Below are 13,907 nucleotides of genomic sequence, written 5' to 3'. Positions count from 1 at the left end.
GGCCGGGCGGCCTCTCCCCGTCCGGCCTGTTCCTTCCTTTCCCAAAATACCGCAGACATAGATATGGCGGGGTCCGGACACTGGACCCCGCCATTCACCTTGCCCTGTCCTGGTTGCGCCAGACACAGGCACGGCGCGCGCCGCTCTATATGGGGGGAGGACCCCGGGGAGGTTAGCGGCGCGAAAGTTCGCTAAGAAGGATGGATTTCTCGAAGACCGGCTTGCCGTTCACGTCCCGCGCCTGCATCACGATCTGCGGGTCGGGCACGTTCCAGTCGATCTCCAGGATGCCGAAATTGACGTCCGTATACATGCAGCCGGGCATCCGGTAGACGTTCGGGCTCATGTTATACCAGGTCTGCGTGAGGCCCGAGGACGTGAAGTCATAAAGCGGGTACGGGACATGGGTATCCTGCAGCGAGATTTCCGCCCAGTGGGTATCACCGCTGATGAACAGCACACCTTCCGCGCCCGTACGGTTAATCAGGTCGATCATGCGCTGGCGTTCACCGGGGAACAGGCTCCAGCCTTCCCAGCCCGGGAAGGTGGAGATGAACTGCAGGCTGGAACCGATGATGCGGACCTTGGCGGGCTTGCGGAGCTCACCTTCAAGCCAGGCCCATTGTTTTTCACCCAGCATGGTAATGCCCGGCCCGCTTTGCGGCAGATAGGGGCCGAAGGCCATCTGGTCCCGCCGTTTGGCTTCGGCCTTGCTGACGGCCTTGAGCGGCGTGCGGTTCCAGCGCAGGTCTAGCAATATCACCTGCACCCGCTGGTCGGCCGGGCCATATTCATAGGACATATAGACACCGTCATCGGCGCGGCGGCGCGGGCTGCTCTTCGGCGTATCCCAGAAATCCAGGAACTGGGCCTTGGACGGTTCCTTCATCGGATAATCGAAGCCGGAATCGTTTTCGCCATAGTCATGGTCATCCCAGGTGGCGATGACCGGGGTCTTGGCAATCAGGTCCTGGAAGCCCTGCTTGCGGGCGAGCTTTTTATATTTTTCGGCCATCACATCCATGTCGCGCGTGTCGGCATAGATATTGTCACCGAGGAATATAAAAAGGTCGGGATTCATGGCATTGATCGGGGTCCAGATCGGCTGGTCCTTGTCCTGATGCGCACAGGAGCCAAACAGGATGCGCTGAAGCCGCGTGCCCTTGTCGGCATTATGAACGCCGGTGGCGGCCTGGGCGCCAAGCGGGCCCCCGAGAGTGGCGAGCGCGCCTGCGGCACCCATCATCTTGAGCGTGGTACGGCGGTTGATCATGGTCGTGTCCCCTAAACAGAAAAAGAGGCGGGCGCCCGGAGGCACCCGCCCTTAGTGGGAGGCTTAAAACTTAAACGTCAGGCTTGCGATCGCTTCACGGCCAGCGCCGATGAAGTAGGAGCCCGGCGTACCACCACCCAGATACCGCTTGTCGGTCAGGTTGGTGACATTGAGGCTGAGGTCGATCGTGTCGATACCCGGAATGGCGTTCTGCGCCACCGTGTAACCGAGCCACAGGTCAAACGTCGTGAAGGACGGCAGGCGCTGCGTGTTGGCGAAATCGCCCCAACGCTTGCCGACGTGCTTACCGGAGAGACCGGCACGGACACCGTCCTTGTGGTAGCTGAGCGTCCCGACGAACTGGAACTCCGGCGACAGGGCCACCTTGTTACCGGCAACGACCTGGGCCGTGGTCTCGGTATATTTGGAGCTGTTGACGGTCAGCGAGCTGTAGAAGTTGAAGTAGTTGGCAAAGTCGGCCGACAGGCTGGCTTCGACACCCTTCGATTCGATACCGCCAACGTTCAGGTAGGTGCCCTGACCAACTTCAAGATAGTCAACGCCCGTGGTGCCGTCGCCTGCGGAGACGAAGGTGATGCGGTTGTTGAACTTGATGTAGTAGCCGGTCACGGTTGCCTTGACGGCAGCGTTCGAGAAACGGACACCGAAGTCATAGTTGTCTGCGGTTTCGCCCTGAAGATCCGGGATGTTCGGGTTGGTCACGCTGGCGCGGCCTTCGATTACCGTATCCTTGATGGCGGCGAAGTTCTGCGAGAAGCCCGCGAACACATCCATGTTGTCGGTGGCGCTGTAGATGGCACCGGCCGTGAACAGGAGCTTGGAGTTGGACTTCAGGCCCTGGTTGGCATCGTTGCCGAAGTTGTCGACCCGGGTCAGGTCAACCAGGAACTTCTTCACACCACCACGAACCTGCAGCTTGCCGAATTCGGCCGTGTCTTCCGCATACATCATGAGCGTGTTGGTCTTGAAGTTGCGGTCATACTGGCGCCAGTATTCGGTGTATTCGAACTCGATCCCGACGGTCGGGTCGATTTCTTTGTGCCAGGTGCGGTATTCGTGACGATCGCTGTTTTCCCACCACAGACCAGCACGCAGGGTGTTGGTGTCGCTGAGGTGATAAGCGGCGTCCGCGGTTACACCGATACGGGTCTTGCCGTAGTTGGTGTGACGGTAGGAGCCAACCGGCAGCGAACCAGCCGGGTAACAGGCCGGGTTGTTGGCCGGCGAACCGCCGCCATACGGGAACGACAGGGTCGCGGTACAGCCGTCGATCGGCGCGATCGGGTTGCCGCTCGGGTCGGTGTAGGTGTAGGAACCCACAGCGCTACCGCCATAGATGGCGCCGTCAGCCTGCTGGGTGCCGCCGGCAACCTGTACGAGATACGGCGGGGTCCAGTCACCACGGCCCCAGTTGTCATGGTAGTAAGGTGCGACGGTTACATCGAGGTTGTCGCCCTTATATTCAGCCTTCACATAGGCGAACCAGTTGGTACGGAGCGTACCCCAACCCGGACGGTAAACCTGGTCGACATACGGGATGCCGGTGATGGTGTCGGTCAGGCGGTCCCAGTTCGGGTCCTTCTTGAACTGATCGAGCGAAATACGCTGGTAGTTGTTTTCCCAGGCATCATCCCAGGACAGGCGGCCGGTGAATTTCCACTGGTCCTGCTCGGATACGATCTTGAACGCGGCGTGGTCACGCTTAGTGCCGCCAGCGGTGCCGATCCAGGCATCGTTGTTCTGGTGCGAGTAGGAGAAGTAAGCGCGCGTGTTGGCGAAGATCTCACCGGTGTCGTAGCGCATGAAGTAACGCTGGGCGTTGTTCTGGCCCGCGCTGATGCCGGCCCAGAAGCGCTGGTTTTCAGTCGGATCGTTACTGATGAAGTTGATGGTGCCGCCCAGGGCTTCGTGCGACGGCGAAGAAATGTCAGCCGTACCCTGCGAAACTTCGGCGCGTTCCATGTTTTCGTTATCGAGATAACGGTTGGCCTTGGCACCGCCGCCATAGTTGGAGTTACCGTTCGGCAGGCCGTCGATGGTCATGCCGATCTGCTGCTCGGAAAGGCCAACGTTGAAACCGCGGATCGAGATGGTCGTGGACCAGTCATCCGAACCGAAGGTGCCGCCTTCGGAAATGAAGATACCAGGAAGTTTATCGACCGTGGCCAGAACGCTCGATGCGTCCGGCGTTGCTTCCAGCATGACCTGGTCCGTCGCGTTGTTCGCGTAGGTGGTCTTGCGAGCGGAAACGATAATTTCCTCGAGATTGCTATCAGCCGTGTCAGCACTTGCTACAGTGGCCGCTTCCTCCGCGTGTGCTGTCATTGCGAAGGCGAAAACGCTACACGCCCCCAGCAGCACTTTTTTCATATCGATTGTCATAATATCTGCGCCCTTGAATTGCTAAAATTGCTGCCAATTTTTATTGAACATTCATTCAACAAAAATCATGCAGCCGTCTTAATGCCCCGGAACCATTACGGTTCAGTGACAGAAATATGAGTCTTCGAGGAAGTTTCCCTGACAGGAGGCAGGCGCGCTGGGGCGCACGCGCAAGGCGGGAAGCGCGTAAAGCGTGTTAAGTCAAAGGATTAGTGACAATTCAGTCAATAAGACCCGGTCGGCTTACGCCAAATCGGAAATACAGTGGTCGACGACTTTTTCGATAGTCGCACGGATTTCCGGCAAGGTGGGCGGGGTCTCGGTCACCACGGAGCGAAGCCAGAATCCGTCAATCAGCGAGGCGACCAGCTCCGACGCGGCTGTAACATTCACCCCCGGCCCGAGCGCGCGAAGCGCATGGCGGAGGTTGGACAGAAGCCTGTTGCTGTAAATCGCCTGCAGGCGGGCCAGGCCCGGCGAGAAGGGCACCTGCGCCCAGAAGGCCAGCCAGGCGCGGACGATTTCCGGCTGGTACTGGTCGTCATCGAAATTGGTGGCGATGATGGCGCTCAGCCGCGCCCGCGGGGTTTCCGCTTCCTCAAGCCGGGCGACGAAGGCTGTGTGCAGGTCAAACAGCACCTGCGCCATCGCGGCCTCCAGCAGCGCCTGCTTACCCCCGAAATAGTGGGAGATAATCCCGACCGACAGCCCCGCGTCCTTGGCGATCTTCGCCACCGTGGCATCCGGATAGCCGACACGCGCAATGGTGCGGATGGTGGCATCGATAAGCTGGCGACGCCGGATAGGCTGCATCCCGACTTTCGGCACAGGCAGTGACCTTTCTTGATAGACGCCCCCGGATGGGCCAGGAACGTGCCTGCCTCTGCTGCCATAATGCGGCGACGGGGTCAATCGGCTTGCGCGTGGGCGCCCCCTCCATGCGGTTCCCGGCTGGTAAGGCGCCCCCTTTTTATGACACACTGCCAAGGCCTTCAGGTTGACCGTCATCAAAGGGCGGAGGGCCAAACTGTGCCACCGTGCGCACACTTATAATATACCGCCGAACGGGGGAAGAACGACAGCATGACCAAGCGCGACGGCTATGACCATCTTTCAGTGGCGGGACTCGGCCGTTATTTTGACGTGAGCCCTGACACGGGCCTGCGCCCGGACCAGGTGGCGGAGCGGCTGGAAACCTATGGCCGCAACGCGCTGGCTGAAGCCCGTGAGAAATCCGTCACCGATATCCTGATCGACCAGTTCAAGAGCCTTCTGACCGCGCTTCTTGTGGGCGCGGCCGGGCTGTCCTTCCTGTTCGATGACATGGCCGAAGGTATCGCCATCCTGATCGTCGTGCTGATGAATGCCATGATCGGCTTCTGGGCCGAGATGAAGGCGGAAAAGTCGATGGCGGCCCTGCGCGCGCTTGGCCGCACCACCACGCGGGTCAGGCGCGCAGGCGAAATCCTCACCGTCCCGGCGGAGGAATTGGTCCCCGGGGATATCGTGCTCCTGGAAGCAGGCGACATCGTCACCGCCGATATCCGGCTCATGGACAGCGCCAAGCTGCAGGTGGACGAATCGCTGCTGACCGGGGAATCGGTCCCCGTCGACAAAAATGCCTACGTGGACCAATTGGATGATGCCACATGCCCGGCGGCCATGGTCTATAAAGGCACGGCCGTTACCCGCGGCCTTACCACCGGGATGGTGATCGGCACCGGGCAGAAAACCCGGCTTGGCGAGATCGCCACCCTGGCGGATGAGGCCAAGGGCGGCAGCTCCCCGCTTGAGGAACGGCTGCAAAAGCTGTCCGAACAATTGCTCGTGGTCGTGCTGATGCTGATGGCCGCGCTCAGCCTCATGGGGATCGCGCTCGGGCGGGACGCGCTTCTGATGGTCAAGACCGCGATTGCGCTGGCGGTCGCTGCCGTGCCCGAAGGCCTGCCCATTGTCGCCACGCTGGCGCTCGCCCGCGGCATGTGGAAGCTGGCGGCAAGAAACGCGCTGATTGAACGGCTGTCGGCGGTGGAAACGCTCGGCTCCGTCACGGTCATCCTGACCGACAAGACCGGCACGCTGACTGAAAACCGCATGACCGTCACCACGCTGCTGACCACAAGCGCGCCGGAGAGGGATGCGGTGATGGCCGACAGCGAGCCTGCGAAACGCGCCTTGCGGGTCTGCGCGCTCTGCTACAGCGGCGCGGACGCGGCCCAATTGTCGGACCCGATGGAACGCGCGCTCGTCACCGCCGCCGAAGAGGCCGGGACACCAACCAAGACAGTAGAGGCCAGCTACCCGCGCCTGAGCGAAGAAGCCTTCGATCCCGATATCCGCATGATGGCGACCATCCATAAGGCGGAAGGCAAGTTCCTCTATGCCGTCAAGGGCGCGCCGGAAGCCGTGCTTGAGAAGGCCAGCCATATCGCAGACGACATGGGTGACACGGCGATGAGCCCGGGCATGCGCACCGACTGGCTCCGCCGCACCGCCGCCCTCGCCAAGGATGGCCACCGCGTGCTGGCGCTTGCGGAAAAGACCGCGGACACCGAGGGTGCCGCGCCCTATGACGGCCTCACCTTCCTCGGCCTCGTCGGGCTTGAGGACCCACCCCGGGACGATGCCGCACCCGCGGTTCAGGCCGCCCACGACGCCGGAGTGAATGTGGTGATGGCCACGGGCGACAATGCCGCCACTGCGCTTTCCATCGCGCGCTCGGTCGGGATCGTGGCGGACGGGGAGGCCCGCTCCCTCAAAGGCGTGCATATGGACGCGGAGACCGAGGCCGAACGCACCGCGCTTCTGCACACCAGCGTCTTCGCGCGCATGAGCCCCAAACAGAAGCTGGAACTGATTGACCTGCACCAGCAGGCGGGCGCGGTTGTCGCGATGACAGGGGACGGCGTAAACGATGCACCCGCGCTTAAAAAGGCCGACGTCGGCATCGCCATGGGCCAGCGCGGAACGGAAGTCGCCAAGGAAGCGGCAGCGATGATCCTGAAGGATGACGCCTTCGCCTCCATCGTCGTGGCGATCCAGCAGGGCCGGGTCATTTTCGCCAACATCCGCACCTTCGTCATCTATCTGATGTCCTGCAACATCGGCGAAGTGCTGACCGTGACCCTCTGTATGCTGGCCGGGTTGCCGCTGCCGCTTCTGCCGCTTCAAATATTGTTCCTGAACCTGGTGACCGACGTGTTCCCCGCGCTCGCGCTCGGCTTCGGCAAGGGCGACCGGGAAATCCTGCACCGGCCACCGCGCCCACGCTCGGAAGGGCTTTTGCAGGGCCGCCACTGGGCCGCCATCTGCGTTTATGCCTGCCTGATGACTCTTGGCGTCGTCAGCGCCTTCTATTGGGCGCTGGAGCATACGGAAAAAGGGCCGGATTACGCCGGTACCGTCGCCTTCATGACCATGGCGCTGGGCCAGCTTTGGCACGTGTTCAACATGCGCAGCCGCAAGGCGCCGATTTTCCGGAACCAGATCAGTAGCAACCCGTTCGTGTGGGCAGCGATTGTCCTGTGCCTCGCCATCATCCTGCTGGCAGCGGTGATCCCGCCTGTTGCCGCCGTTCTCCATATCGCCGTGCTCGACCGCGCGGGCTGGATGGTCGTGCTGATGGCCAGCCTGATCCCGCTCATGGTTGCCCAGATCGCGAAAATCATCGCAGCCAGACGCAAGCTTACCAGACGCAAGACCGGCCCCAGCTGACCCCGGGCTCCCGGAGAGTAAGAATTAACACAACCACTTTTCGGAAATTTGGCTTATTATGGTGGGGATTGGGGCAAAGAAGGCAAGGCGATGAGCGGCTTATTCAGTAACGGGGAAAAACTGAAACCCTTGGGGCATATCCCCGATTCCAACCATAATTTCCAGATTCCGGCCTACGCCCGCGTCGGCGACGATGTCTATCTCGCTTATTATATCGAGAACAACAGCGACACCTGGGCGACCGAAGTCTCCCGCGACCCGGCAGGCAAGATTACCGGTGAACCCCACGCCGTGATCCGCTTCCGCAAGACGGTCTATTTCTCATCCGAAATGTATGAGGACGACACGATCGAGGACCACCGGATGGCGGACAAGGGCCTGCGTCCCTTCTGCCAGGTCCAAGTGGAAAATTCCGAGCTTGTCGAAAAACTGACAGACCGCCACGCCAAAAGCGCCATCAAGCAACATGTCTACCCCGAAAGCCTGAGCCATTTCATCTTCGCCATGCATGGCTATCTGTTCGAGATTGTCGCGGCGGGGTTTGACCTGCACCGGGAACAGGGGCCGATCCTCGGTTCGCTGGAGCGGATCGTCCGCACCACGCTGGCCGAACGCGGCAACCAACCGACCCAACAGGACTCAGCCGCCGAATAGGCACCAATCAGCGAATGGCGCACAGCCGCCCCGGGCGGGCTCGCATGTCTGGATCATCATGTCAGGAAGAAGCTGATGAATGGTGGTCGGTATTGGGCTCGAACCAACGACCTCCCCGATGTCAACGGGACGCTCTACCAACTGAGCTAACCGACCGTACCAATTCAGCGATGGTAAGTCCGCGGACCGGGTCTCCCCGGCGGGACGGGCGTTGTTTACACCGCCCACGCCTGGCACGCAAGACTAAAATAACACGCTTTTCGAGGGCATGGTGGCGGCTGCCGGAATGGCTTTGCGCCTGCCGTCCCGACTCTCCCAATGACTCTTCTCATGACTCTGCTCTGAAAAAACGCTAGGGTCATGGCATGAGCGACATATCGGACATTGCAAGACCCGACCCGGCGCCACCGCCATTCCTGCTTCGCCCTCCGGTCGGGGCGCCGAAATGTGTTGTCTTCGCCGTGCCGCACAGCGGTCGCTACTATCCGCCCGCGCTTGTGAAGAATGCGGCGCTCACCCCCCATAACCTGCGGCTTTGCGAAGACGCTTATGTCGATCATCTGTTTTCTGAGGCGCCGGGTTTCGGGGCCGCGCTTCTGGTCGCCACTCATGCGCGGTCCTACCTGGACCTCAACCGCGCGGAAAATGAGCTGGACCCGATGATGTTCAGCCCCACGCTCGATACCGGCGCGCTTTATATCAGCCACCGGGTCAAGGCTGGGCTCGGCACCATTCCGAAACAGGTGGCTGAAGGCCTGAATATCTATGACGCCCCCCTGCCCCAGCGGGAGGCATGGCAGCGGATCGATACCATCCACAAGCCCTACCATACCCGGCTGAGAAGCCTGGTGGACGCGCGAAGGCGCCAGTTCGGCCACGCCATCCTGATCGATTGCCATTCGATGCCGTCCGAAGGCGGCAGTGGACGCGGACGCACCAGCCTGCCTGGCCCCGATATCGTGCTTGGGGACTGCTGGGGCACCGCCTGTGGCCGGGAACTTGCCAGCATGGCCGAAGAAATGCTGGTGCGCGCGGGCTTCAGCGTCCGGCGCAACGTCCCCTATGCCGGCGGCTTTGTCACCCAGCATTACGGCAGCCCGGGCAACAATGTTCATGCCCTGCAGATAGAGCTCAACCGCGCGCTTTACATGGATGAAGAAACGATCGAACCCCATGACGGATTTGGGGACGTCCAGGAGAGACTGACCCGCTTTATGGCGGATTTCACCCGGAACGCCGCCCAGGCCTTCCCGGACCGCACCCCCGGGGCACTTCCCCGCGCCGCCGAATAGGCCCGCCCAGGCTGCCCTTAGCCCCCTCTTTTCCACAAAAAATTCAGGAATGATTCCCAAAGCCGCGCCCCGGATCGTCTTAAGGTTAAGTGACCTGCCGTCGTTTCCGCCGGAAACATTCTCCAAGACCATCTGTTCTTGGAGCAAATAAACTCACCTTGATATATTAGTTCAATATTACCATCTATATTGTTAGAATTGTGCCAATTTTGTCACAACACTGAAACATTATTCCGTTTCAGCCCAATCTGATGCCCGTTTCAACCTTCCTGCCCCCGCTAAACCAAAGCAGTATCGAGGGTGCCTGATAAAGGCGGCGTAGCCCGAATGACTGGGGGGTGGCTGCGCTTTCACTGCCACAAATAAAAAATGGAGGAGTTTTGTGGGTACCATGAAACATTATCTCTGGGGTGTATCACTGATCGCCGTTACTACGTGCGCAAGCACCGCCGCGATCGCCCAGGAAAAGAAAGCCGAAGCCAAAAAAGGCGATATGGCTATTGAAGAAGTCGTCGTAACCGGTTCGCGCCGTATGGGCCGTTCCGCTGCCGATACGCCGGCCCCGGTCGACGTTATTTCCGGCAACGATTTTGCGAACCAAGGCACGGGCGACATGACCAACATGCTTCGCACGATGGTCCCGTCCTATAACGCAAACACGCAGCCGATCAACGATGCCTCGACCCTGGTTCGCCCGGCGAACCTGCGCGGTCTCGCATCCGACCAGACCCTGGTTCTGATCAACGGCAAGCGTGAACACCGTTCCGCCGTCATCACCTTCCTGGGTGGTGGTCTGTCGGATGGCGCGCAAGGCCCGGACATCAGCGTTATTCCGACCATCGCGCTCAAGCGCGTTGAAGTGCTGCGTGACGGCGCTGCCGCTCAGTACGGTTCGGATGCTATCGCCGGTGTTATGAACTTCGTCATGAAGGACGACGCTGAAGGCGGTTCCGTAGAAGCCAAATGGGGTAAAACCTACGCAGGTGACGGCGCCCAGCGGCAGCTTTCTGCCAACTGGGGCATGCATGTTACCGACAGCGGCTTCCTGAACCTGTCGGCCGAATGGCTCGACACCGACCCGACCAGCCGCTCGGTTGAGCGTGACGACACGCTGGCGCTGATTGCCGCTGGCAACACCGACACGCCGAAGCCGGTTTCGCAGGTCTGGGGCGCGCCTAAAGTCAAGAACAACTGGAAGACCTTCCTGAACTTCGGCATCCACACCAGCGACAGCAACGAAATCTATGCTTTCGCCAACTATGCCGAGCGTACGGTTGAAGGCGGCTTCTTCTACCGTAACCCGAACACCCGTTCCGGTGTTTACACTGGCGACGGCGGCGTCACCCGTCTCGTTGGTGACATGACCCCGTATGACGGTCAGACCTGCCCGGGCGGCATCGACTTCTCGACCGGCACGATCCCGAACCCGCTTGTCATCGGCTCCGCCAGCGAAGCTTCCATGATGGCGCAGATCGCCGCTGACCCGAACTGTTTCGTCTTCAACGAAATGTTCCCGGGCGGCTTCACGCCGAAGTTCGGTGGTGACCTGAACGATGCCGGCATCACCATGGGCTTCAAGGGTGAGCTCAAGAACGGCATGACCTACGACGTCAGCGGTACCGTTGGCCGGAACGAAGTCAACTACTTCATCAAGAACACCGTTAACCCGAGCATGGGTTCGGCTTCGCCGAACGACTTCAAGCTTGGTGGCGCGGTTCAGCTTGAAAAGAACTTCAACGTCGACCTGAGCTATCCGGTTGAAGCCGGTCTTGCTTCGCCGATCAACATCGCAGGTGGTTTCGAGTGGCGTGAAGAGCAGTTCGAAACCCATGTCGGTCAGCCCGAATCCTTCGAAGCTGGCGTTCTCGCGAAGCCGATCTCCTACGTTGACACGAATGGTCAGCTGCAGTCGGTCTCGCAGAACTTCGGCATCGGTTCCAACGGCTTTAACGGTTACAGCCCGCAGGTTGCAGGCTCCTGGGACCGTTCGAACATCGCCTTCTATCTCGATACCGAAGCCGACGTTACCGACAAACTGATTCTCGGTGCGGCCCTCCGTTACGAGCACTTCTCTGACTTTGGTGACACCACCAACTTCAAAGTGTCGGGCCTCTATAAAATCACCGACAACTTCCGCATCCGTTCCAGCTACAGCACGGGCTTCCGGGCACCGACTGTTGGTCAGCAGCATGTTGTGAACATCTCGACCGTGTTCGAGAATGTGAACGGCCGCCTGCAACTGGCTCAGCGTGGTACCATCCCGCCGACCAACCCGATCGCCGTTACCAAGGGCGCTCAGCCGCTTGGTCCGGAAAAGTCGAAGAACTTCTCCGTCGGCTTCGTGGCTGATCTCGGTTCGGCTAACATCACTGTTGATTATTTCAACATCAAGGTTACCGACCGTATCTCCCAGTCCGGCACCTATACCCTGTCGGATACCGAACGGGCTGACCTTCTGGCTTCGGGCATCACCTTTGCCTCGGACCTGCAGGCGTTCCGCTTCTACGTCAACGACTTTAACACCCGTACGCAGGGTGTGGACGTTGTGGCCACGATCCCGCTGGATCTGTTCAAAGACGGTAGCAGCCAGATCGCGATCGCCGGTAACTACACCGGTACCAAGGTTACCAAAACCGGTACCCTGGACGCTTGTCGTGTGAAAGTCCTGCAAAGCGGCCTGCCGCACTATCGCGGTAATGCCACCTTCACGCACCAGACCGACAAGTGGAACATCATGGCGCGCGCCAACTACTACGCTGGCTACTTCGAAGCTCACGTAGATTCGTGCGGCCTGCCGATCAACCCGGGTGCCGAAGTAACCTTCGATGCCTCGGTCGGCTACAACATCATGGATAACTTCGAGCTGTCCGTTGGCGCGGATAACCTCCTGAACAACTATCCGGACCTGAACCCGTGGTCCGGCATCGTTGGCGCCAAATATCCGGTGAACTCCCCGATGGGCTTCTCCGGCGGCTTCTACTATGTCCGTGCCCGCTACACCTTCTAAGGCGTAGGGACCTGAAAGATTTGGGAGGGCGTCCTTCGGGGCGCCCTTTCTTTATGCGCGCCACAAAACCATTACCGGGGCGGAACGACCGGGGCCGCACCAAGGCCGATGAAACGGATGCTGGCAGCATGGCGAAGAAGGTGGGGTCAGAAGGGACATCCCGGCCGCAGGGGACGCGGCGGCCGAATCCACAAAAAAAGAGGCCACGCATAAGCGTGGCCCAGGCTCAGGGAGGAAACGCCCACGGAGGGCATTAGCGGGGGGTACCCGCTACACATAAGATAAAAGCTTCACAGCCAAAATCCAAGTGCAGCATAGGCCAAGAAATGTTGAAAAACCCTTAAATGTCGCTAAGCTGCTATTTTCAATATATATTTTATTGCAGTTTTTTCCACATTTTGCTCGTATAAGTTTTATTTTTATGCAGCTGGCGCGAGCATGACAAAGATTGTCTGGCGCGACTCACCCCCTTCGAAACACCCTCATTCCACTGTCAAAAAAAAGTCACGGGCCCGCAACGTCCCTGTCACGTGCATGCGCCAGTATGGCCGCCATGAAGACAGATATTGGACATAACATGTTTCCTCCCCACCCCGGTCTCCAAGGTGCTGTGCTTGAACGCACGCCCGGCCGGGGCCCCCTTTCCGGTCCGGGGCTTCCGGGAACGCCGCCCGTCGGCGACATGGCGCGGGCCGAGCGACCCGAGCCCAGCCAGGAGCCCGTCAAACACAGGAAAGCGCGTCATTATCGCGCTGTTTTTATATCCGACACGCACCTGGGCACCCGCGCCGCACGCGTCGACCTGCTGCTGGACTTCCTGAAGACGGTCAGCTGTGACCACCTGTTCCTGGTGGGGGACATTGTCGACGGCTGGGCGATCAAGCGATCCTGGTACTGGGACACCGACCATAACGACGTGATCCGCAAGGTGCTGAAGATGGCTAAGCACGGCACCAAGGTCACCTATATTCCCGGCAACCATGACGAAGGCCTGCGCGGCTTCGAAGGCCACAATATGGCCGGGGTCGAACTGGTGCCGGACATGATCTATACCGCTGCCACCGGCCGCCGCTACTGGGTGCTGCACGGCGACCAGTTCGACGGCGTGGTCAAATATGCCAAATGGCTCGCCCACGTGGGGGACCGTGCCTATGGCCTGCTCCTCCGCCTCAACACGCTGGTCAACTGGCTCCGGCGCAAGATGGGCTACAGCTACTGGTCACTGTCCGCTTACCTGAAACACAAGGTGAAGAACGCGGTCGAATATATCGGCAAGTTCGAGGAAGCCGTGGCGGCTGAAGCGGCCCGGCGCGGCATCGACGGCGTCATCTGCGGCCATATCCACCATGCCGAACGCCGCTTTTTCGGCGGCATCGAATATATGAACGACGGCGACTGGGTCGAAAGCTGCACAGCACTTGTGGAGCATGAAGACGGCCGGTTCGAGATCCTGTACTGGGCTGACGAAGTCGCCGCCCGTCACAAGGACGTCAAGAAGAAGCGCACCAAGGCCAAGAAGCGCCGTGAAGACGATGTGGCGCCTGTGCCGGTCGCGGCTGAATAG

Annotated in this window: 8 protein-coding genes and 1 tRNA gene; 5 read left to right on the top strand and 4 right to left on the bottom strand. The window is 60.1% G+C overall.

What is annotated here, in order from left to right; all coding sequences use genetic code 11:
* Window positions 1-172: 172 nt before the first annotated feature.
* The 3 genes from K6118_RS05950 to betI form a co-directional block, all read right to left on the bottom strand.
* Window positions 173-1,273, bottom strand: a complete 1,101-nt coding sequence (locus K6118_RS05950) for an alkaline phosphatase D family protein (protein ID WP_247119310.1) — start codon at window positions 1,271-1,273, stop codon at window positions 173-175.
* A gap of 63 nt (window positions 1,274-1,336) precedes the next feature.
* Window positions 1,337-3,664, bottom strand: coding sequence for a TonB-dependent receptor domain-containing protein (locus K6118_RS05945; RefSeq protein WP_247119309.1), 2,328 nt, complete (start codon window positions 3,662-3,664; stop codon window positions 1,337-1,339).
* Window positions 3,665-3,919: 255 nt separating this feature from the next.
* Window positions 3,920-4,504 (bottom strand): choline-binding transcriptional repressor BetI, encoded by a 585-nt coding sequence (gene betI, locus K6118_RS05940; RefSeq protein WP_247119308.1) that lies wholly within the window; start codon window positions 4,502-4,504, stop codon window positions 3,920-3,922.
* A gap of 255 nt (window positions 4,505-4,759) precedes the next feature.
* Here betI and K6118_RS05935 point away from each other — a divergent pair, with 255 nt between their 5' ends.
* Complete coding sequence (locus tag K6118_RS05935) at window positions 4,760-7,390, top strand: cation-translocating P-type ATPase (protein ID WP_247119307.1); 2,631 nt, start codon at window positions 4,760-4,762, stop codon at window positions 7,388-7,390.
* Window positions 7,391-7,480: 90 nt separating this feature from the next.
* Window positions 7,481-8,044, top strand: coding sequence for a hypothetical protein (locus K6118_RS05930; RefSeq protein WP_247119306.1), 564 nt, complete (start codon window positions 7,481-7,483; stop codon window positions 8,042-8,044).
* Between the two features lie 80 nt (window positions 8,045-8,124).
* Here K6118_RS05930 and K6118_RS05925 read toward each other — a convergent pair.
* Window positions 8,125-8,200: transfer RNA gene (locus K6118_RS05925), tRNA-Val, on the bottom strand.
* A 209-nt stretch (window positions 8,201-8,409) separates the two neighbouring features.
* Here K6118_RS05925 and K6118_RS05920 point away from each other — a divergent pair.
* From K6118_RS05920 to K6118_RS05910, 3 genes are all read left to right on the top strand, one after another.
* Entirely contained in the window at window positions 8,410-9,336 is a 927-nt protein-coding gene (locus K6118_RS05920; RefSeq protein WP_247119305.1) for an N-formylglutamate amidohydrolase, read from the top strand.
* A 391-nt stretch (window positions 9,337-9,727) separates the two neighbouring features.
* Entirely contained in the window at window positions 9,728-12,343 is a 2,616-nt protein-coding gene (locus tag K6118_RS05915; protein WP_247119304.1) for a TonB-dependent receptor plug domain-containing protein, read from the top strand.
* A gap of 682 nt (window positions 12,344-13,025) precedes the next feature.
* Window positions 13,026-13,907, top strand: coding sequence for a UDP-2,3-diacylglucosamine diphosphatase (locus K6118_RS05910; RefSeq protein ID WP_343269916.1), 882 nt, complete (start codon window positions 13,026-13,028; stop codon window positions 13,905-13,907).

Origin of the sequence: Kordiimonas marina (genome assembly GCF_023006325.1) — a bacterium.
In the GTDB taxonomy this organism is placed as follows: Bacteria; Pseudomonadota; Alphaproteobacteria; order Sphingomonadales; family Kordiimonadaceae; genus Kordiimonas; species Kordiimonas marina.
The sequence above is the reverse complement of the archived record's forward strand: the minus strand, read 5'-3'. Positions and strand labels throughout refer to the sequence as shown.